The 21039-nt window shown below is 40.0% G+C and carries 27 protein-coding genes and 1 pseudogene; 21 read left to right on the top strand and 7 right to left on the bottom strand.

The genetic code is table 11. The annotated features are described in order from the left end of the window. Nucleotides 1–9 precede the first annotated feature (9 nt). From DW152_RS04610 to DW152_RS04545, 15 genes are all read left to right on the top strand, one after another. The gene (locus DW152_RS04610; RefSeq protein ID WP_199608709.1) at nt 10–804 is read left to right on the top strand and encodes a hypothetical protein; all 795 of its coding nucleotides are present in this window, start codon (nt 10–12) and stop codon (nt 802–804) included. A 42-nt stretch (nt 805–846) separates the two neighbouring features. Continuing rightward, complete coding sequence (locus tag DW152_RS04605; protein ID WP_117805311.1) at nt 847–1479, top strand: GyrI-like domain-containing protein; 633 nt, start codon at nt 847–849, stop codon at nt 1477–1479. A 35-nt stretch (nt 1480–1514) separates the two neighbouring features. Continuing rightward, on the top strand, nt 1515–1835 hold the full coding sequence (locus DW152_RS04600; RefSeq protein ID WP_117805310.1) for a TfoX/Sxy family protein: 321 nt from the start codon (nt 1515–1517) through the stop codon (nt 1833–1835). A 38-nt stretch (nt 1836–1873) separates the two neighbouring features. Continuing rightward, complete coding sequence (locus DW152_RS04595; protein WP_117805309.1) at nt 1874–2857, top strand: helix-turn-helix transcriptional regulator; 984 nt, start codon at nt 1874–1876, stop codon at nt 2855–2857. Nucleotides 2858–2888: 31 nt separating this feature from the next. After that, nucleotides 2889–3989 (top strand): PDDEXK nuclease domain-containing protein, encoded by a 1101-nt coding sequence (locus DW152_RS04590; protein ID WP_243002124.1) that lies wholly within the window; start codon nt 2889–2891, stop codon nt 3987–3989. Between the two features lies 1 nt (nt 3990). After that, entirely contained in the window at nt 3991–4200 is a 210-nt protein-coding gene (locus DW152_RS13710) for a hypothetical protein (protein ID WP_117805307.1), read from the top strand. A 187-nt stretch (nt 4201–4387) separates the two neighbouring features. After that, nucleotides 4388–4804 carry a YjdF family protein gene (locus DW152_RS04580; protein ID WP_117805306.1) on the top strand — a complete coding sequence of 139 codons (417 nt, stop codon included), beginning with the start codon at nt 4388–4390 and terminating at the stop codon, nt 4802–4804. A 185-nt stretch (nt 4805–4989) separates the two neighbouring features. Next, complete coding sequence (gene lexA, locus DW152_RS04575; protein WP_015530046.1) at nt 4990–5565, top strand: transcriptional repressor LexA; 576 nt, start codon at nt 4990–4992, stop codon at nt 5563–5565. Between the two features lie 130 nt (nt 5566–5695). Beyond that, nucleotides 5696–6421 (top strand): ImmA/IrrE family metallo-endopeptidase, encoded by a 726-nt coding sequence (locus tag DW152_RS04570; protein WP_008789352.1) that lies wholly within the window; start codon nt 5696–5698, stop codon nt 6419–6421. Further along, complete coding sequence (locus DW152_RS04565; protein WP_002594701.1) at nt 6418–6666, top strand: hypothetical protein; 249 nt, start codon at nt 6418–6420, stop codon at nt 6664–6666. Before DW152_RS04570 ends, DW152_RS04565 begins: the two co-directional genes overlap by 4 nt. A gap of 311 nt (nt 6667–6977) precedes the next feature. Further along, nucleotides 6978–7565 carry a sigma-70 family RNA polymerase sigma factor gene (locus DW152_RS04560; protein ID WP_118288083.1) on the top strand — a complete coding sequence of 196 codons (588 nt, stop codon included), beginning with the start codon at nt 6978–6980 and terminating at the stop codon, nt 7563–7565. A 105-nt stretch (nt 7566–7670) separates the two neighbouring features. Next, nucleotides 7671–8198, top strand: a complete 528-nt coding sequence (locus DW152_RS04555) for a type II toxin-antitoxin system PemK/MazF family toxin (protein ID WP_243059796.1) — start codon at nt 7671–7673, stop codon at nt 8196–8198. Nucleotides 8199–8670: 472 nt separating this feature from the next. Then, nucleotides 8671–9153 (top strand): hypothetical protein, encoded by a 483-nt coding sequence (locus DW152_RS13795; RefSeq protein WP_199663802.1) that lies wholly within the window; start codon nt 8671–8673, stop codon nt 9151–9153. Next, nucleotides 9080–9643, top strand: coding sequence for a hypothetical protein (locus DW152_RS13790; RefSeq protein ID WP_330416720.1), 564 nt, complete (start codon nt 9080–9082; stop codon nt 9641–9643). Before DW152_RS13795 ends, DW152_RS13790 begins: the two co-directional genes overlap by 74 nt. A 25-nt stretch (nt 9644–9668) precedes the next feature. After that, nucleotides 9669–10769, top strand: a complete 1101-nt coding sequence (locus DW152_RS04545) for a PDDEXK nuclease domain-containing protein (RefSeq protein WP_243059794.1) — start codon at nt 9669–9671, stop codon at nt 10767–10769. A gap of 56 nt (nt 10770–10825) precedes the next feature. Here the strand turns inward: DW152_RS04545 and DW152_RS04540 are convergent, their stop codons facing one another. Next, nucleotides 10826–11266, bottom strand: coding sequence for a nitroreductase family protein (locus DW152_RS04540; RefSeq protein ID WP_243059792.1), 441 nt, complete (start codon nt 11264–11266; stop codon nt 10826–10828). 408 nt (nt 11267–11674) lie between these two features. On the opposite strand from DW152_RS04540, the gene DW152_RS04535 reads away from it, so the two are divergent. From DW152_RS04535 to DW152_RS04525, 3 genes and pseudogenes are all read left to right on the top strand, one after another. Then, nucleotides 11675–13042: an MATE family efflux transporter gene (locus tag DW152_RS04535; RefSeq protein ID WP_118288082.1), complete on the top strand. Its 1368-nt coding sequence runs from the start codon at nt 11675–11677 to the stop codon at nt 13040–13042. Between the two features lie 13 nt (nt 13043–13055). Continuing rightward, the gene (locus DW152_RS04530; protein WP_118288081.1) at nt 13056–13646 is read left to right on the top strand and encodes a cytidylate kinase-like family protein; all 591 of its coding nucleotides are present in this window, start codon (nt 13056–13058) and stop codon (nt 13644–13646) included. Beyond that, nucleotides 13634–13801, top strand: a pseudogene (locus tag DW152_RS04525) (ATP-binding protein); the annotation flags it as partial. The gene DW152_RS04530 and the pseudogene DW152_RS04525, both read left to right, overlap by 13 nt. Nucleotides 13802–14127: 326 nt before the next feature. On the opposite strand, the gene DW152_RS04515 reads toward DW152_RS04525, so the two are convergent. After that, on the bottom strand, nt 14128–15042 hold the full coding sequence (locus tag DW152_RS04515) for a DMT family transporter (RefSeq protein WP_158570019.1): 915 nt from the start codon (nt 15040–15042) through the stop codon (nt 14128–14130). Between the two features lie 194 nt (nt 15043–15236). Here DW152_RS04515 and DW152_RS04510 point away from each other — a divergent pair, with 194 nt between their 5' ends. The 3 genes from DW152_RS04510 to DW152_RS04500 all read left to right on the top strand — a co-directional run bounded on the left by DW152_RS04510 (nt 15237) and on the right by DW152_RS04500 (nt 17958). After that, a complete protein-coding gene (locus tag DW152_RS04510) occupies nt 15237–16577 on the top strand; it encodes an MATE family efflux transporter (RefSeq protein WP_117537698.1) in 1341 nt (446 codons plus the stop codon). Between the two features lie 88 nt (nt 16578–16665). Next, a complete protein-coding gene (locus DW152_RS04505; RefSeq protein ID WP_118288078.1) occupies nt 16666–17016 on the top strand; it encodes an Ig-like domain-containing protein in 351 nt (116 codons plus the stop codon). An 81-nt stretch (nt 17017–17097) separates the two neighbouring features. After that, nucleotides 17098–17958: an Ig-like domain-containing protein gene (locus DW152_RS04500; RefSeq protein WP_118288077.1), complete on the top strand. Its 861-nt coding sequence runs from the start codon at nt 17098–17100 to the stop codon at nt 17956–17958. A gap of 56 nt (nt 17959–18014) precedes the next feature. On the opposite strand, the gene DW152_RS04495 is transcribed toward DW152_RS04500, so the two are convergent. The 5 genes from DW152_RS04495 to DW152_RS04475 are packed head-to-tail and all read right to left on the bottom strand — an operon-like array spanning nt 18015 to nt 20998. Beyond that, nucleotides 18015–19076 (bottom strand): type IV pilus twitching motility protein PilT, encoded by a 1062-nt coding sequence (locus DW152_RS04495; RefSeq protein WP_118288076.1) that lies wholly within the window; start codon nt 19074–19076, stop codon nt 18015–18017. 17 nt (nt 19077–19093) lie between these two features. Beyond that, nucleotides 19094–19633: a hypothetical protein gene (locus tag DW152_RS04490; RefSeq protein WP_118288075.1), complete on the bottom strand. Its 540-nt coding sequence runs from the start codon at nt 19631–19633 to the stop codon at nt 19094–19096. Between the two features lie 5 nt (nt 19634–19638). Then, nucleotides 19639–20148, bottom strand: a complete 510-nt coding sequence (locus DW152_RS04485; RefSeq protein ID WP_117537708.1) for a PulJ/GspJ family protein — start codon at nt 20146–20148, stop codon at nt 19639–19641. After that, on the bottom strand, nt 20145–20660 hold the full coding sequence (locus tag DW152_RS04480) for a DUF4860 domain-containing protein (RefSeq protein ID WP_117537710.1): 516 nt from the start codon (nt 20658–20660) through the stop codon (nt 20145–20147). The genes DW152_RS04485 and DW152_RS04480 overlap by 4 nt, the downstream gene beginning before the upstream one ends. Beyond that, nucleotides 20660–20998 (bottom strand): hypothetical protein, encoded by a 339-nt coding sequence (locus tag DW152_RS04475; RefSeq protein ID WP_118288074.1) that lies wholly within the window; start codon nt 20996–20998, stop codon nt 20660–20662. The genes DW152_RS04480 and DW152_RS04475 overlap by 1 nt, the downstream gene beginning before the upstream one ends. Nucleotides 20999–21039 lie beyond the last annotated feature (41 nt).

Raw genomic sequence — 21039 nt, 5'->3', positions numbered from 1 at the left:
AGAACCTATATGATGAGTGTTTCAGATTGGATAAGTATTATTTGTGCGGGAGTTGCTTTAATAGTCACGGTTATTATTGCAGTCCTGCAAATAAGACAAAGCAACCGTATGGAGAGGTTTGAAAAAAGGCAGGACAAGCGTGATGAGCAACGTCATCAAGAAAGTGTAAAAGCACAAGCAGTATCATTCATTTCTAAATATTATAAGGACAGAGGGCTTATTCCGTTATGTGCAATAGCCACGATGTATAATGATTTGTTTTATTACAATAGAGAGATGTATAGAGAATTTTGCTGTTGTACTAAAGAGGTTCAAAATAGAATTTTGGAATATTGTGATTTGGATTTACGAGTCAGTGAGTACAATATTTATGAAAAGTGTTTGGTTGCAATAAAAAGTGTGCTAAATAAACGCTTCCCTGATGATAAAAGTGTTTTTTACGATGGAGGGAAGTATTTTACTCGTAGCTTAGAATACTATGCTGATAAACCAATTCCACATCAAGAGTTTGAATATCAAAATCATATTACAGATGTTTTGGCTAATGCGTTTAACAGCAATGACAAAAAGGAAACACCAATTCAGCAGTTGTCGGTGGAATATAGTTTTGGAAGTTGCAAAGAAATAGAGGCGTGCCAGTTGGTTACTGTTATAGCAGAGTTTGCAGCAATCTATGGGAATAAAAATAAAAACATTGATAAATCATACGGTTCTCCGGGAGGATACGATGGAGAAGTTATAGAAACAATGGAAGATTTATTCCTTTTAGCTTTATTTGAAATATATACAAATTGTGTTTTATAAATTATAAGGTAAGTAAAATGATTTTTCAGAGAGGATAAACGAATGGCATTTGATTTTAAGAAAGAATATAAAGAGTTCTATATGCCGAAGAATAAGCCGCAGATTGTGACAATTCCAAAGGCAAATTATATAGCGGTAAGAGGTAAAGGAAATCCTAATGAAGAAGGCGGAGAATATAAAACTGCTATTGGTGTTTTGTATGCTGTTGCATATACTCTCAAGATGAGCTATAAGACGGATTACAAAATAGAAGGATTTTTTGAATATGTTGTACCACCGCTTGAGGGCTTTTGGTGGCAGGACAATGTTGAAAGTATAGATTATACCGATAAATCAGCTTTCAACTGGATTTCTGTTATTCGTCTGCCTGATTTTATTACAAAGAAAGATTTTGATTGGGCGGTAGAAACTGCTTCAAAAAAGAAAAAGATGGATTTCTCTGGTGCAGAGTTCTTGAGTATTGACGAAGGTTTGTGCGTACAGATAATGCATATAGGAGCTTTTGATGATGAACCTGCAACCGTGGCAATGATGGATAAATATCTTGAAGAAAACGGTTATGTAAATGATTTTACTGATGAGCGACGCCATCACGAAATTTATTTATCAGACCCAAGAAAAGTTGCACCGGAGAAATGCAAAACGGTAATAAGACACCCGATAAAGAAAGCATAAATTGAGTAAAATGAAATTAGGTCAGAGGACAACTAATGGCATCAAGTAAAGAATATCTGGAATTTGTATTAGAGCAGTTGGCAGAATTGGACAAGATTACTTACCGTGCGATGATGGGCGAATATATTATTTATTATCGTGGTAAAATTGTCGGCGGAATTTATGATGACAGATTACTTGTAAAACCGATAAAATCAGCAATTTCATATATGCCGACAGCTACTTATGAATTGCCGTATGATGGGGCAAAGGAAATGCTGCTTGTAGAAGATGTGGATAATAAGAAATTTTTAACAGGACTATTTAATGCAATGTACGATGAATTACCAGCACCTAAGCCTAAAAAGAAAAAGTAGACAGATACTATTGATGGAGCGATAGGTATATAAAAATTATGGAAACAAAGCCAAGGATTTTATATTTACAAAAGATTTTACTGGAAAGAACCGATGAAGAAAATCCTCTTTCCACAACACAGTTAATCAATATATTGAATGATGAATACGGAATATCTGCACATAGAACTACTGTTACGAAAGACATTGCTGCACTTCAGGAGTTTGGCATGGACATTGTTACTATCCATTCTACGCAGAGCAAATACTTTGTAGCCAGCCGCAAGTTTGAACTGCCGGAACTGAAACTGCTGATAGATGCAGTGGAGTCATCGAAGTTCATTACAAAGAAGAAAAGCGAAACTCTGATTGAGAAGATACATACGATGACCAGTCCGGGGCAGGTGGCAAAGCTGAAGCGTAATAACTATGTGGTCAATCGCATTAAGCCGGATAATGAGCAGATATATTATATCATTGACGCTATAAACGATGCCATCAACGCATGTAAACAGATTTCTTTCCAGTATTACGATTATACCGGATTAAAGAAAAAGGTTCTGAAGAACAAGGGCGAAGTGTATAAGCTCAGTCCGTATAAACTTCTCTGGTGTGGGGACTATTATTATGTTATCGGATATTCTGAGAAGAAAAGCAAGGTTATCAATTTCAGGGTAGACCGTATTGCTTTAAAACCTGAGATATTGGATAAGGACATTATCCCAATGCCTGATGATTTTGATATTGAAAATTTCACAAAAGAAGTGTTCTTTATGTTCTCAGGCGAAAAAGTTCTTGTGGATTTACGGTGTGATAACAGCCTGATGAAAACAATGGTTGACCGTTTCGGAGAAGATGTGACAACCCTTGCGTATGATATGACTTCTTTCAGAGTACAGACCGAAGTATCAGCCAGTCCTACCTTTTTCGGTTGGGTGTTTGGCTTTAATGGCAAGGTACAGATACTTGCACCGGAGAGTGTGAAAGAACAGTACGGACAGATGATTGCAAAAGCCGATGAGGATATGCAGGAAAGCGAATAATTAAAAAATGGAATCCAAAGGAGCGATGGCTATGGAGAATAAATTAGAAAAAACCGGTCAAAATAGTTTTATGGATAATTTTGTTAAAACCGATGACATCTTAAATGATATGTGTGGGATTATTGAGTCCTCACAAAAAGCTGCATATCAGGCGGTCAATATTGCACTTGTTCAAAGGAACTGGCTTTTAGGATACCGAATTGCGGAAGAAGAACTTGGCGGACAGGAACGTTCTGAATATGGACTTCAGATTATAAAGAAACTGTCAAAAGAATTGACAAATCGTTATGGCAAGGGATATGACAAAGGTACTCTTTATCGTTGCTTAAAGTTTTACAAGATGTTTCCAGAGATTGTTGCCTCAGTGAGGCAACAATCTGGAGCAATACTTTCGTGGACTCATTATCGTATTTTGCTTCAGGTAGAAGATAAGGAAGCTCGTGATTGGTATGAGAAAGAAGCCGCAGAACAGACTTGGAGTGTCCGTACTTTGCAAAGGAATATTTCTTCTCAGTATTATTACCGTATGCTCAAAACTCAGAAAAAAGAGCTTGTAGAAAGTGAAATGAAGGAACTGACTGCATCGTATCAAAATGATAAGTTGGAGTTTATCAAAAATCCGGTAGTTGCGGAGTTCTTAGGATTTTCGCAGAATACAGATTTTACAGAGAGTGACCTTGAGAAAAGTATTCTTTCCAATTTGCAGAAATTCTTGATGGAGCTTGGAAAGGGATATGCTTTTGTGGCAAGACAGCAGCATATTCATACGGAGAAGCAGGACTATTATATTGACCTTGTGTTTTACAATTACATATTGAAATGCTTTGTCCTTATCGACCTGAAAACAGAGAAGATAACACATCAAGATGTAGGACAGATGGACATGTATATCCGTATGTATGACGAACTGAAACGCAGTGAAGGCGATAACCCAACAATCGGTATTGTTCTTTGTTCCGATACGGATGATGATATTGCCCGTTATTCTGTTATGCACGGCAATGAACAATTATTTGCTTCCAAGTACAAATTATACCTGCCGACAAAAGAAGAACTGAAAGCGGAGATTGAAACTCAAAAGGCAATGTTCTATCTTCAGCAGCAGGACAATGAAGAAAAGGAAAACGAATAGAATGAGCAAATATAATTCGCTATGGGAATATGTGAGAGATAATGGTAATTCATCTTTAAAGATGACATTTGAGCAAATTAAACAGATTGCAGGAATACCAATCGACCATTCTTTTTTGAAGTATAAAAAGGAGCTTACGGAATATGGGTATAAGGTCGAGAAAATATCTATGAAAGGACAAACTGTTATCTTTAATAAGATTGATTTATAACTACAAAATAATAAATAGATATATTGTGTGGTAATGCACTTTATATAATTGCAGGATAAAAACGCAATGCACATCGTATGATGTGTTAGAGCTGGTAGGTAGCCCAGCCGTCTGAAAAACATTCAGGTAAGTAACCTGCCCTCCGGGTTGTCCGTTCTTGCAAAATACATTTTAGGAGGGTTTCGTTATGGACGAAAGTATCGGAAAACTGACAGTGTATTTTGATGACCCATTTTGGGTTGGTGTATTTGAGCATATAGAAGATGAAAAATTATCTGTATGCAAGATTACATTTGGAGCAGAACCAAAAGATTATGAAATATTGGAATTTGTTCTGAAATATTACAGTCAGCTCAAATTCAGTCCGGCTGTTGATGTGACGGTCAGAAAGGAAACGACAAATCCAAAACGAATACAAAGGGAAGCACGAAAGCAGACCGTTGAGTGTGGTATTGGAACAAAGTCGCAACAAGCCTTGCAACTGCAACGAGAAGAACATAAACTGATGAGGAAAACAATCAGTAAAGAGAAACGAGAAGCAGAAAAGCAACGCAGATATGACTTGAAACAACAGAAACGAAAGGAAAAGCATAGGGGCAGATAATGCCCCTATCTCTTTTGGAAGTAGCAAATGATTGAGGTGTTAGCAAATTGCGACACCTCTTTTCTTTTGCGAAAAACCTACTTGAAAAATTTTTCGTATCAGGTATAATAAAACTATCGAAAGCAGAGTGCTTCCGATAGAAAAGAAAGCGAGGTGCAGGTATGAGAAGCAAGAGTCCTGAACTTATGAGTGAGATAAAAAAGTATATCGAGGATTATTACCTGCAAAACAGACAATCCCCATCGACTACAAAGATTGCTGAAGCGGTTGGTATTGCCAGAGGTACAGCATACAAATACTTGGTAGAGATGGCTGAGAAGAATATGATTGAGTACGACGGGCAGGAGATTCGTACCAATGTGACCCGTAAGTACAGTGGCGAACAGACACAGACACCGATTGTGGGTTCTATTCCTTGTGGCAGTCCTCAGTATGAGGAAGAAAATATTGAAGAATATGTATCACTTCCTACTGCTATTTTCGGCAAAGGAGATTTCTTCATATTAAGAGCAAGTGGTCAGTCTATGATTGAAGCAGGGATTGATGACGGCGACCTTGTGGTTGTCAAAAAGCAGGTAGAAGCCAATGAGGGCGACATAGTAGTTGCCCTTGTGGATAATCAGAATACATTGAAACGCTACTTCCGAGATGATGAGAATAAGAAAATCATCCTCCATCCGGAAAATAAGAAGATGAAAGACATCATTGTAGATGAGTGCTGCATTCAGGGTGTGGCTTGTCACATCATCAAAGAACTATAACAGAGGACAGACGAATGAGAACACTTGAAGGAATTCGCTATCTAATCAATTTGGATAGTGCGGAAATACAACAGAACTTTGCCGGAGGAGTTGCACCGCCGGACAAGGTGGAGTCGGAGGTGGACACAACTTGAGTATTTATATGTCAAGAGCCGAGTTGGAAGAAATCAGCGAAGGCTTGATAACAGCTTATGCTAATAAGTTTAGCAATCGAGTGATTCAATCCATCGACATAGAACATTTCATTACAGAATTTCTTATGTTACGAATTGAATACGCTTCTTTCGCAGAAGATGATGCAGGCAGGATTGGTTTTCTGGCAGATGGAGCAACACCACTGCTGGTACATCAGGACGGAAAAATTATTCCCTTTGTTTTCCCGAAAGATACCATCGTACTTGATAAATTTCTTCTTGCCGAAAAGGAGCAGGGACGTCGCAGGTTTACAATGGCACACGAAGCGTCACATCATATCTTGAGTAAGATGTATGCAATGCCGAGTGAAGGACGCTTTCATGCAGAGTATGACAGTGAGCGTAGTTATTCCAAAGAGGAACTGGCTCAGATGTTTGCGTCTGTTGAGTGGCAGGCAGATACAATGGGAGCTTCGCTTCTTATGCCGAGAAGAATTATTGAAAATGCCTTGGCGAAATATAATCAGTCAAATCCGATAAAGGTTTATGGCGATAATACCATTACGTCAAAGGATAAAGCAGTTATCCGCAGAATGGCAGCTTATATCGGAGTATCTTATACAGCCTTGGTTATCAGATTGAGAGATATGGGACTATTTGAGTATCACAATATCCTTGAGTACATTTCCAATGAGTTAAATCTGGGAGGTGTTTCGCAATGAGATTACAGACTCAGGTAGCACCTGAAATACAAAAGAGGTTGCTTCTGTCAAGAGTAGAAGCAGAAAGCCTGAAAGAGCGTGATATTCTCTGCCCGACTTGCGGGTTTAGGATACAGAGAGTTTTTTCAGACGCAACCGGACATTTGAGTGTGAAGTGTCAGAAATGCAAGAATGTCCACATCTTAAATCTCGCTTACTTCCGAAGAATCCGTAGGAATGGATATGGCAGGAATTGCAGGCGATGAAGATTATAAGTAAATATCGAAACGATTTCTAATCGAGTAAGCGGAGATAAGCAATTTATTTGCTAAACTACCAAGCACCGTACGAAGCCGGATAAGTGAAGAATAGAAATATTCTTTGCTGTCCAGATTCGACGGTGCTTTTTTTGTTGCTGTTTTATTCGATTATGCTTCGTGCAGTATTAGGTCTTTTCCCTTACTTGGGAAAGGACTTTTATGTTTTATAACGTATGGCAGTGCCAGATAGCTGAGTACCCGTAATCTCCGAATTTTGAAACTTATCAATTTTTCAAAATTCAAAGGAGATTACGAAAATGACAAACAAACTTACATTAACAGAACAAGAAGAATTATTTGCAAAGGATTGTAAACTGATAAACCTTAAATACGAATATAACGGTTATACCGGAGATGAAAGATGGGCGATTATTACGGAATTATCTGTAAAAGAGCTTTGGGAGAAGTATCCCCTTGTTATAGAAAGATATTCTCCGTTTGTACATCTTTCCATTGCACAGGGGGAGGTAATTGACGATGCGAACCGAAATGAGGACAAGTATGCAAAGAGACGCAGTCGCACACTTGACTGCTATGGATATGACGATGAAATGTCATCACAGTTTCATAAAGAACTTGCCATTATGTTTGACGACCCGTTTGAAAGAGCAGAGGAAGAAAGGCTTGAACTGGAAAGAGAAGAATTGCGTCAGTGTGAAATTAGGAAAGCAAGAATAGCACTTTCAATGTTGCAGCCACTTCAAAGGGAACGACTTATGAAGAATGTGTGCTGCGGTCTGAGTTCCAGAGCGATTGCAAAGCAGGAGGGAGTATATTACAGCTCCGTAGATAAGTCTATTGCAGCGGCAAAGAAAAACTTTATCAAATTTTATGAAAATCTCTGATTTTGGGTGTGCATTTCAGCACCCTTTGTCCAAATGAGTGAAGGGGTTATTTCATTCCGGATACGAATGACACTTTAAAAATTAGATTCTTGTGAGGTTATGCATATGAAAGAAAAAATGATTTGTCGTGGGGATTTATTCTACTATGACTTTGGAGATAACAGTGGTTCAGTACAAAGCGGAGAGCGTCCGGTGCTTGTCGTTCAGGCAGACGATTATAACCAGAATGCTCCAACGATTATTATTGCAGCGGTTACAAGTGTAATCAAGAAAAGATATTTGCCATCACACATTATTCTCGGCGAGGAGTTTGGACTGAAGAAACCGTCAATGGTTCTTCTGGAGCAGATACGGACAGTCAATAGAGAGGATTTGCGTGAATACATAGGTACGGTAGATGACGATAAACTTTTCAGGCAGATAAACGCAACTTTGAAAAAGACTTTTGGACTATGGGTTTACAAGCCGGAGGGGAAAGAAAATATTCGTTGTCTATGCCCGAAGTGCCTGAATGATTACATCCACAATATGGGATATGGGGCACTGGTGTCAGCAACCGCTCCAGCATTAGGTCTTACATATGGAGGCATTGTAAACCAGACTTTAGGATGGAGATACATTTTGTACTTTTAGTTCCTGTTTTGATTATTACGCTTATTTCAATACGCTTATGCAGTTTGCAGGAGCTGTAGGAACCAGTGTTTGTGCGGCATTGGTGGCAGCAGCGTAGATGCAGAATAATTCTTTCAGCCATGAGCAAAAAACGGCAGCAAAAGAATGTAATATGCCGTTATCAACTTTTCGATATCGAGCAGAAATTTCGAAAAAGCTAGATTATTGTAAGGTGGGTATTTTACATAAAAGTGTATTTTTTGACAAACGATTTTTACTGTTGTAGAGGCACTTCTGTCATTGGAAGATAGGCTGTTTTATGATAATATGGAATGGTAAAGAAAAAGTGAGCATTTTACAGGAAGGTACAGATACTTGCACCGGAAAGTGTGAAAGAACAGTACAGACAGATGATTGCAAAAGCCGATGAAGGTATGCAGGAAAGCGAATAATGTAGATTTGACTTATAAGACTATGAAGCGAGGTAGTGGATATGGAAAAAGACCCGTTTAAGGAATATTTGAGGGAGTCTGAACCGGATAAAGCTCATAAGGGTTATGCTTGGAGTACGGCAATCGGACTTCAGGCAGTGGACGGACTCAAACCATCTAAATATCTGATTGATACTGCCATTCAGAATATTGAAGGTAAAATTACGATGAAAGAAGCACAGACCCTTATCGACAGTTATTATGAAGAAAGACCTGTCCATTTGTCTGATGATGAACGTACCGAAGAAGCGGATAAGGTTTCGTCCCGTATCGCAGAAATTCTTTCCGAAACAGCGTTCTCATTTTCTCCGAATGAGTATATCTCTATCCACCGTAAACTTTTTCAGGGGATTTATAAACACGCCGGAAAGATTAGAGATTACAACATCACAAAGAAAGAATGGGTGCTTGATGGAGCAACCGTTATGTACGGCAGTGTTCTTCATCAAATATTTAAAGACGCTTGGGTTCTCTGCAACCAATGATATTTTTGCAGAAAATGTGTGGTATTTCAGAAATGCACTTGTCCGTGCAAATTATACGAATCTGCAAAAAGGCATTCACGAAACAACAGAGTATCTGGAAGCGTTTCTCAGAAATCTACTTTTGAACGAGAAAAACGAGCTTCATAATCGAAAACTTCATATAAGTGGACTTTTGAACGAAGAAAAAGTGGACATTGGGGATACAAAAGTGGATATTGAGAATGAAAAAGTGGACATTCAAGATAAAAAAGTGGATATTGAAAGTGCACTTTCCGAAAAAAGTAGTGATTTCTCGGTAAAAACGACGATTCATATCCATAGACTTTTTGAGAAGTTTGGCTTTGATGAGGTGTTTGGAAGAAGTGTGGTTATGGAACTTCTTGAGCTGAAAGGTTCAGGTGCTTCAAAACTTCTTTCCAATTTGGTAAAGGCAGATATTATTGAACCAGTATCCGGTTACGGAAAAGGAAAATATAAATTCAAGAAGTAATTAGAAATTCCAAGGAGCGGTAGCTATGGAGAATAAATTAGAAAAAATCGGTCAAAATAATTTTATGGATAATTTTGTTAAAACCGATGACATTTTAAAGGATATGTGTGGGATTATTGAATCCTCACAAAAAGCTGCATATCAGGCTGTCAATACATTGCTCGTGCAGAGAAATTGGTTGATTGGTTACAGAATAGCAGAAGAAGAATTAGGTGGAGATGAACGCTCGGAGTATGGGCTAGAGGTAATAAAGAAAATTTCTAAAGAACTGACTCAGCGATATGGAAAAGGATATGATAGAAGTAATTTATATCATTGTCTGAAGTTTTATAAAACCTTTCCTGAAATTGTCGACACGGCGTGTAGACAATCCGGCGTTCTGCTTTCGTGGTCGCATTATAGAACATTATTACAGGTCAAAGACCCTGAAGCTCGTGACTGGTATGAGAAAGAAGCCGCAGAACAGACTTGGAGTGTTCGTACTTTGCAGAGGAACATTTCTTCTCAGTATTATTATCGTATGCTGGGGACTCAGAAAAAAGAGCTTGTAGAAAGTGAAATGAAGGAACTGACTGCACCGTATCAGAATGATAAGTTGGAGTTCATCAAAAATCCGGTAGTTGCGGAGTTCTTAGGATTTTCGCAGAATACAGATTTTACAGAGAGTGACCTTGAGAAAAGTATTCTTTCCAATTTGCAGAAATTTTTGATGGAGCTTGGAAAGGGATATGCTTTTGTGGCAAGGCAACAGCACATTCACACGGAGAAGCAGGACTACTATATCGACCTTGTATTCTACAATTACATACTGAAATGCTTTGTCCTTATTGATTTGAAAACAGAGAAGATAACACATCAAGATGTAGGACAGATGGATATGTATATCCGTATGTATGATGAACTGAAACGCAGCGAGGGCGATAACCCAACAATCGGTATTGTCCTTTGTTCTGATACAGATGATGATATTGCCCGTTATTCTGTTATGCACGGCAATGAACAATTATTTGCTTCCAAGTACAAATTATACTTACCGACAAAAGAAGAACTGAGAGCGGAGATTGAAACCCAAAAGGCAATGTTTTATCTTCAGCAGCAGGATAACGAAGAAAAGGAAACAGAATAGAATTTGTGCAGACGGTCTGCACAAATTGCAAAATCTAAGGTCATTGAACAAAAAAATCAGGAGTTCATGCCTTTGTCATTACAAACATAGTATATCCGCTTCTTGTCAAAACGATCCTGCTGAGTATGAACCGCTTCCGGATAGCCGCATGGAATAATAGCGAAAGCGTCCAGATTTTCAGGCACGTTCAATACTGTACGGACAGCCTCCATTCGTTCTTTCAGAGGAGCAATTCCAAGCCAGACAGCACCTAGTCCGAGGGCGTCTGCTTCCAGTAAGAGATTTTCTACAGAAGCACTCATATCAACCATACCATTTCCTAGTCCGGAATCAAAGTATCCGCATAAAATTGTGACAGCGGCAAATACAAAGGAAATGGAAATAATCCTGAGTGCCGGAATACCAAGCACCAGCATTTCCGGGCTTGCGGAGAATAGCTGTAATAATTGTTTTGGTAAAGTACAGAAGATATCTGCCAGTTTGTTTTTGGCGTTCATGTGACCTCCTGTTTGGTAAAAAAATAAGCGCGAAATCGGTGAGGATAAGCTGTTCCTCGTGATTTCACGCTTTAAAAGCCGACTTGGTTTCTTTATTTCGTGCCTATTATAATGCATAAAAGAGAAAAAATGCAAGAAAATTTTTGTTTGACATTTTTTAAAAAGAAAAATATAATAACTTATAAACGAGTGGCAAACTAGCGTAAATCCAGTTTTGCTACTCGTTTTTTTGTGCGCATGCTGTTGCACATTATGAAAATATATAATGCATTTTAAAGTGTGTAGCTTATCAGCGTAAGTCCAGCTTATGAGGTAAGTGCACACTTTTTTTATGCAGAAAAGGGAGGCTTAATCCTCTCTTCACCAAAGGGTTCGGATTTTGCTTCGCAAAACAAGGAGGATTATAAAATGGCAGAAAGTAACAAGATGAAGGAGATGCCGGTAAATAAGCTCATGGTTCAGATGGGAATACCGATGATCTTATCTATGGCATTGCAGGCGGTTTACAACATTGTAGACAGTGCCTTTGTTGGAAACATGAGATCAGGAAGTGAGGCGGCACTTAATGCACTTACACTGGTATTTCCGGTTCAGATGCTCATGGTAGCAGTTGGAATCGGAACAGGTGTGGGAACAAATGCACTTCTTGCAAGAACACTTGGACAGGGAAATGGTAAAAAAGCAGCAAAAGTTGCGGGAAACAGTTTGTTTCTTGGGGTGATTATTTATGCGGTGTGCCTGTTGTTTGGAATTTTCGGAGTAAGAGCATATATTTCATCACAGACAATTGACTCTGAAGTTATATCAATGGGAACAGACTACTTAAGAATATGCTGCGTAATTTCATTTGGAATTATTTTCTTTTCGATATTTGAAAAACTCTTACAGGCAACAGGACGTTCACTATATTCTACAATCGGTCAGGTTGTGGGTGCAGTGGTAAATATTATCCTTGATCCGATCATGATTTATGGTATTGGACCGGTTCCTGAAATGGGAGTGAAGGGAGCAGCATATGCAACTGTTATTGGACAGGTTGCGTCTGCAATATTATTGTTTGTATTTCATATGAAACTGAATAAGGAATTTGAACATGATGTAAAGTATATGAAACCGGATAGCGGAATAATCAAGGAAATATATGCAATTGGACTTCCTGCAATTATTGCACAGGCACTTATGTCTATCATGGTATATGTGATGAATCTGATTTTGAAATTCAGTCCTTCCGCACAGACTGCATATGGATTGTTCTATAAAGTACAGCAGTTTGTATTATTCCTTGCCTTTGGGCTTAGAGATGCAATCACTCCGATTATTGCATTTGCATATGGTATGAGAAGTAAAAAGAGAATTCAGGATGGAATCAGGTATGGACTGCTCTATACCGTTGTACTAATGATTCTAGGAATTGCAATTACGGAAATTTTCCCTGGAGCTTTTGCAACTTTGTTCAATGCAGGACAGTCAAGGGAATATTTTATCGGAGCAATGAGGATAATCTCAATAAGCTTTCTGTTTGCTGGAATAAATGTTGCTTATCAGGGAATTTATCAGGCACTGGATGGCGGCGTTGAATCATTGGTTATCTCTCTTCTGAGACAGCTTATCATTATCCTGCCACTGGCTGGAATTTTTTCTGCGTTTGTCAGAAATGGTCAGATGGGAGTTGCTCTTATCTGGTGGGCATTTCCAATAACTGAGGTTATTTCATGTCTGGTAGGATATGTATTTTTAAAGAGAATCAGAAAGAATAAAGTAGATGTTTTAAATTAAGGAGGAATAAAAAATGGCAAAAAGAATTATTACAATCAGCAGAGAGTTTGGAAGCGGTGGTCGATTTATCGGTGAAGAAGTGGCAAAGAAGCTTGGCATTGCGTATTATGACAAAGATATCATTGGACAGATTGCAGAACAGTCAGGATTGTCACCAGAGTATATTAAAGAAAATGCAGAGTTATCCCCAAAGAAAGGCTTATTTGCATATGCATTTGCCGGACGTGACATTACAGGAAAGTCCATAGAAGATATCGTATATGAGGCACAGAGAAAAGTTATTTTGAAGTTGGCCCAAAAGGAGCCTTGTGTAATCATTGGAAGAAATGCTGATTATATTCTTAAAGACAGGGATGATGTGTTAAATGTGTTTATTCATGGGGATATGCCGGAAAAAATACAGCGTATCATGGGATTATATAATGTTGAAAAGAAGGAAGCTGTCAAAATGATGACAGATACAGATAAAAGACGTATGACAAATTATAACTTTTACACCGAGCAGAAATGGGGAAAAGCCAGTAATTATACGTTGTGCCTGAACAGTTCACAGCTTGGATATGACAGGTGTGAGAAGATAATTATGGAATGCGATATGATGTAAAAGGGAAATCCTATTTTGACTCTCCAAATAAATATTACTGCGAAGATATTGGACTTGGAAATGCAAGAATAGGTTCCCGTCGGCAGGAAATGACTCATATAATGGAGAATATCATATATAATGAGTTGAATATCAGGCAGTTTTCTGTTGATGTTTTGTAATCGCATGCGCCAAATAGAAGAAAGCTAAGACGGAATCAATACACATGCACAATATCCGCTAGCAGGTTGAAAACAGTAGATGGTCAGAGTCTTGTCGATTTCCGGACTATAATCCTGCAGGATATGCTTATTGCCGTTTAACGCTACATCCGCATAAGTAACAAGCCATTTTTTATCTCCATTTTCAAAGACTTCATAAAAGGAACGATTTAACATTTCTGAAACGGGAATGCCCTCAACAACATCCTGTGTAAACCTTTCGGGTTGATGATAAAATCGTAGGTTTATAGAATACAAAAATATAAAGAAATAGATATTGATTACTTCACATCCTTTTCCGGTACATTCAATAGCACGACCGCTGCGATCGTAAAGCAAAGCCCCAATACGGAGAGCAGACTTGGCGTCTCGGAGTAGAGCACTGCGCCGAAAATCATAGCGGCAGCAGGCTCACTGGATGCGAGGATGGAAGCTTTGCCGGTTTCCATATAGCGCATGGAAAGCGAGAAAAGCGCATACGGAAGGACAGAGGAGATCAGCGCATGTACAAACATGACACCGGTATAGGAGAAATAAGCCGGTGTGCATAAAGCACGGATAGTATGCATATTTGAAAATGGAAGCATGGACAGTCCGGAAAATAAAGTACCATAAAAAGTAATCGTCAGGAAATGATAGTTTTTCTGTGTCATGCGTTTGCTGACAAGGCTATATGAGGCATAGAAAAAGCAGGCGAGAAGACCGCAGACGATGCCGCGGACAGACCATGCAAGTCCGCCTTTTTCAAATACACCACTGACCAGGACGCAGCCGGTGAGCGCCAGAATGACGCAGCCGGTTTTGCGTCCTGTGATTTTTTCATGGAAAAATATTGCCGCCAGAAACAGTACAAAAACCGGACACATGGCAAGAAGAACTGCCGCAAGTGCCAGAGAACTGCTGGAAACCGAAATATTATAAAAAATGCTGAGTGCCGTCATTCCGATCATGCCGCTCGCAATAAAAAGCCAGAGATCCTTAAGGTTTACATGGAACAGAGAGCGGTTGTAGATGAGCATACAGATGCCTGTAATGAGAGCTGCGAGAAGCATACGGCAGCTGATGATCGTGAAATTATCAACTCCGGCATTTTCCAGAGTTCGGACAAAAATTCCTGTAGCGCCCCAGCAGATGCCGGAGAGAAAGGGAAGAATCCCAGTATATTTTTTTGCTTTTAATAATGTTTGTGCTTTCATGTTAATTAATTTCCTTATCAATCTGTGTTGCAATTCGTATTTCATGGAATTATCATACCACAAAAGCATGACATTAGGGTCAAAAGTATTTTACAGAGCAGAAAGGGTGTGCTAAAATAGACCGGAAAATATCCGAAGGACAGAAACTTAAATTAAAGTGAAAGCAAAGAGCGAAAGAGAGTAAGAAGCGTAAGATGAAAGATTTAACAAAAGGAAAACCATCGGTACTTGTATTTACATTTGCAGTACCGATTTTTTTAGGAAATTTACTACAATTGACATACAGTCTTGCCGACACACGAATCGTTGGCTCCTTTCTTGGAGGAAATGCACTTGCAGCAGTCGGAGCAACGAGCACGTTAAGTGGACTGATTATCGGTTTCCTGCTTGGATTGTCAAATGGATTTGCCATTATCACGGCACAGAAATTCGGCGCCGGAGATATCGAACAGATGCGGAAATCATTTGCCCAGTCGCTAGTTCTTGGAACAGGAATTTCGGTATTCTTTACTGTGCTTGGACTTGCATTTCTGCGACAAATTCTGCAATTCTTAAATATACCGGAAAAATTGCTGCCAATGGCAAGATCTTACATTATTATTATCATAGCCGGGCTGCTTGCAACCTTTTTATATGATGCCTGTGCGGCAGCGTTGCGTGCCATCGGGGACACTGTGACACCGCTCATCATTCTCGCAGTATCGGTCGCGTTAAATATCGCCGGAGATTTATTTTTCGTAGTTGTATTGCACAGTGGTGTGAGAGGTGCAGCAATCGCAACCGTTCTTGCACAAGGGCTGGCATTTGTTATCTGCTGGTTTTACATGATGCACAAATACGAAATTCTCCGCCTGTCAAAGGAAGACTTCTGTCATGTCAATCCGGCCATGCGAAAGGAAATGTTAAGCGCCGGTCTGTCGATGGGATTTATGAGTTCCCTTATCAATATCGGATCGCTGACCTTGCAGACGGCAATCAATCAGCTTGGAAAAGAAATTATTATTGCACACACGGCGGCAAGAAAATTGTCGGAAATGTTTATGATCATGTTCAGCGTATTTGGGCAGACGATGGCAACCTACTGCGGCCAGAATATGGGCGCAGGCAAGATGGACCGTGTAAAGCAGGGAATCAAAGTGGCACTTCTGTATACATTTATCTGGTCGGCTATGTCTGCAGTCGCAAGTTATACAATCGGTGATTTCCTTGTCTATCTCGTAACAGGAACGCACAATAAAATTGTGCTTCTGAATGCGACTAACTATTTGAAATTCAATACCATTTTTTATTTCGTGACAACGATCATCTGTATTTTGCGAAATGCGATGCAGGGACTTGGCGATCATGTAACACCGCTTGTGTCCAGTTCTCTGGAAATGATTGGGAAAATTATCATTGCTTTTACACTGGTGCCGTGGCTTGGCTATACAGGAGTGATTCTCGCGGAGCCGCTGGTCTGGTTTATTATGGTAATTCCGCTGCTGATACAGATTTTTCGCATGCCTGCATTTAAAAAGACTGAAAAAATACAATAAAAGAAAATAATGGTCTGAAAATAATTGACGAAAGCTTCTTTAGTAAAGTATAATTTTTATATGGGGTAGTAAGAAATGGAGGAATAATATGTGGAAAGGAAATAAGACCTGGTGGGAGCAGCTTGCAACCGGTATTCTGATAATTGCGCTGGCTGTTACATTTTCACTGAGTGGATGGATCGGTGTTAAGGCAAGGGGTGTTTCAAGACCGAATCTGAATACGACCAGCCTCTATATGTATGCAGGACAGAATGAGAAACTTGCCGTGAATAATACGAGGGCAAGAGCCAAATGGTCCAGTAGCAACACGAAGGTTGCGCAGGTCAGCCCAAGAGGAATGGTGCGTGCGGTCAGAACCGGCAGATGTCTGATTTCCGCGAAAGTCAAGGGTAAGACATTAAAATGTCGTGTGCAGGTTGTCACAAAACAGAGATACTAAGATGCTCTTTCTAAGAAAAGTTGTGTGATTAGAAGGCTTTTCTTAATGTAGAGATAAAAAACAAATTGGGAGGAAGAAGGCATGAAAGAAAACAGAAGGAACGTATGGAAACGTCTGTCGGCAGGGTTACTGGTGATTGCAATGGCGGTGATGCTTGCATTTGGCGGCTGGAGTGGGGAAGCAAAAGCAGCCGTTAAACCAAAACTCAGCAAGACAAGTGTTGCAATGTATCCGGGACAGAGTACGAAACTGAAAGTGAAGAATACAAGTGCCAAAATCAAATGGTCCAGCAGCAATAAGAAAATTGCAAAGGTCAGTTCCAAAGGAACAGTAAAAGCAGTAAAACTTGGCAAATGTACAATTACTGCAAAAGTAAAAGGTAAGAAATTAAAATGTAAAGTGGCAGTTGTCACAAAGGAAAATTACCGTGCGAGAAAGCTGTATGATCTGGTAAGAGAAAAAGGAAAAAATCAGGGCGATGGAATGTACATGCTTTCCATGACTTCTAAACAAGGAAAAAATAATGAAAAAGATATTAATATTATTGCATATCCCAAAAAATGGCAGATGCAATTCAGTTATATAGATATGAACGAAAAAGCGGACAAGATGACAGGTACAGCAATCGCGATGGATATCGTAAAAGATAAAGCAGGGGAATTACAAATAATTGATATGAAACTTAAGGAAGATTATGTTATCTTTATTTTAGGAAAGCTTGACAAATCTTACGATGGAAACCGTAAGGGAATGAATTTGACAAAATGTCTGGAAGGTGATCTGATGAGCGAAAGTGATGATGAACTGGAGTACAGCGGAAAGCCTCGTGAAAAAGACTGGACAAAAGCAGTCAGCTATACAAAAACAGCATTCAAATACTACGATAAACTTTTAGGAAAATACGGCTATTCCATGAAGAAAATCGGATTTACAAAATACTAAAAAAAGTGAACAAAGAGAATAGATAAGGCAGGTCAATTTGACCTGCCTTGTTATTATTATAACCTCCGCTTCAACATCTCCGGATTCGTCGCATAAGTCAGCGCAGTATCCTTGGCGATCGTACCATCCTTATAAAGTTTCAAGAGGCTCGCATCCATGGAAACCAGTTCCGGTGTGGCGGAAGAATAGATCATACCATCAATCTGCGGGATTTTATTATCACGGATCATATTGCGGATGGCAGGTGTTACCGTCATAATTTCAAATGCCGGAACTTGGTGTCCGTCAATAGTAGGGACAAGCTGCTGTGATATAACAGCCTGCAGAACCATGGATAACTGGACTGCAATCTGTCGTTGCTGGTTCGGCGGGAATACATCGATGATACGGTCGATCGTATTGGCGGCACCGATCGTATGTAAAGTTGAGAAAATCAGGTGTCCGGTCTCGGCAGCCGTCATGGCAACCTGTATCGTCTCGAAATCACGCATTTCGCCAAGGAGAATGACATCCGGGCTCTGGCGCAGAGACGCACGCAACGCTGTTACATAGCTGACGGTATCGACAGAAATCTCGCGCTGGCTGACGATACTCTTATTGTGGCGGTGAAGAAATTCCAGTGGATCTTCCAGTGTGATAATGTGTTCATGGCGTGTCTGGTTGATGTGGTCGATCACGCAGGCAAGTGTTGTAGATTTACCGCTTCCGGCAGGACCGGTGACGAGTACCAGACCTTTGGAAAAGTCGGCAAAATCAATGATCTGCTGAGGGATTCCCTGCTCCTTTGCATCCGGCAGAGAGAACGAGATCACCCGGATGACGGCGGATAGAGAACCTCTCTGTTTGAAGGCACTGACACGGAAACGGGAAAGTCCCGGAATGGAAAATGAAAAATCATCATCTCCGGTAGCAAGAAGTGTCTGCATGTCGCGCTCATTTGCCATCTGGTAAATCTGTTTAATAATCTCGGCAGTATCATTCGGTTTCAGGCGTTCTTCATCCTCGTGTACAATGATGCCATTTAACCGCATGGAAACCGGAAGCCCGGCAACGATAAAAACATCGGAAGCGTTGGAGTTTACCGTTTTTTCAAGTAATTGTGAAGCGAGTGTTATCATAAATAAAAGTCTCCTTTTTATTTTTTAAGTAAGTTCAAAGAATTGTCTCCGTTCCAGTCTGCAGTTGAAAGTGTCTGCCAGCCAGCGATGCGGTACAGATCAGGAGTTGTAGTTTTTGCAGAGGAGAGGCTGCGTTTGTCTGTCTGCTCAGACGGATGCAGAATCAGCAGGCGTGTCTGCAATGCCTGTTTATCATTGATCTTCGTCTGATAAGTCAATGTAAGGGAATCCGAAGTTCTCTTTAAAGTAATATCCGAATTGTTTTTATAATGCTGTTCGATATTTTTGTAATATCCGGCAATATCGGAAGTCTGAAGGTAACAGTTTTTAAGTACCTGATCGATTTTTGCAAGAGTCTCTTCCGCACGACCTGATGCTTTGTAATACTCCTGCGCATGAGTGGCGGATTTCCGGGCGGTCTGATAATCTGAAGCGGCACTGGAAAGTGACAGCGCTGCAAAGGTGATCATACACAATACAATGAAGATCATCAGCAGAGTGACCGATCCGATATTTGTAATTGGAAAATTTTTCTGTTTTGAACCTGATGTATTCATAATCATCAATCCTTTGCGTAGCGCTTTAGTGTTAAATGTGTAATTTCAGAAGCTGCCCTGCCTGACTGTTTCTCAGAAGATTTACTGGAAGATATACTGGCAGTGCTTTCTGCGAGGCGCAGAGCTTTGATCTGAAAATGGCACATGGAATCTTCTTTATCTGTTGTCTGTAACTGAATCTGGTAGAATGCTTTTTCCGGCAGGCAGGCTTTCCAGTCTGTATCATAATAAATAACAGCGTTTCTGCCATCCATTTCACAGGCTGGAAATTCACTTTCAAGAGTCTCTGAAAATGTCTTTTCATCTTTTAACTCTGCCGCGTCTATTGTATTTAAAAGCCCGGCAACATCTTCCAGACGGGAAAGTGCCTGTTCCGTCTCGGTAGCCTGTGTACTCAGTGTATGTGCTTTGACGAAAGTGCGCAGGCATACAGCACCGGTCAGTGCAAAAAACAGTATGGCGATCATAATTTCCAGCAGAAAGATGCCGGAGCGCTTGTGATTCTGTTGTTTCATGAATGGCTCCTTTCTGCAAGCAGGCGGCTGACTTGTGTGCCATTTTTTTCGGTTATCATAATGCGGTACAGTCCGTTTTTCTTTCGTGTGACGGTCAGATCACGGGCTTCGATCACTTTCTTTCCAGCTTTAAGAGAAGCGTCAGCGTCATCTCGTACGATCAGTTCTTTCAGCCACCCACCATCTGTATAGAGATATGTTGTATAGCCGGTAGTATCTGTATTTCCGTTATTATCAGCAGAAGTATCAGCCGGCATGTGGAAAGCAAGACATTCCCTGCCTTCACGCTTCTCGACAGATACAACGCCGTATGTGTCATTTGCGCGAAATTTTTCCGTAATATAGGAAAGTGGTGTGGTAGTCTGGTAATTTTTATCTGCCTGTTCCGTCTGTGCGGCGTAAATACGTGCAGACAGAAGCAATACGATCAGTGCGGAAACCGCAAATACAAGTAAAAGTGTCAGCGGAAATATAAAGTCTATCATATGTTTTCTCGAACGTTCAAAACGCATTAGTTTCCGCCTCCTTTCCGGATGATCGTAACGTCAGGCATAATATTGGCGCCCAATGGCTGGTAATCCACAAAATATTTGGAAGAGTTATAAGTCAGGCCATAATGTTTTTTTAAATATGTCAGACTCTCCGGATAAGTGCCTTCCTGCGCATAGCAGCGGGTGATATCGCGGGTAACGGCAGACTGCAGCGTTTCCATCTCGTTTTTCTCCATGTCTTTCTGGACGGATACGATTCCGTATGAGAAAAATCCAAAGATAGCAAGAAATAAAGCGATGGAAATCAGAACATTCCGCAAATATGAAGTTTGCCGGTTTTTAATAAAACGACGGGACATCTTTAGTCGTTCCTTTCTATCTTGATGTATCAATTACCGGG

It is taken from the genome of Dorea sp. AM13-35 (genome assembly GCF_003473885.1).
Lineage (GTDB): Bacteria > Bacillota > Clostridia > Lachnospirales > Lachnospiraceae > Dorea_D > Dorea_D hominis.
Note: the sequence above shows the minus strand (reverse complement) of the source record. Positions and strands in the feature narration are given on the sequence as shown.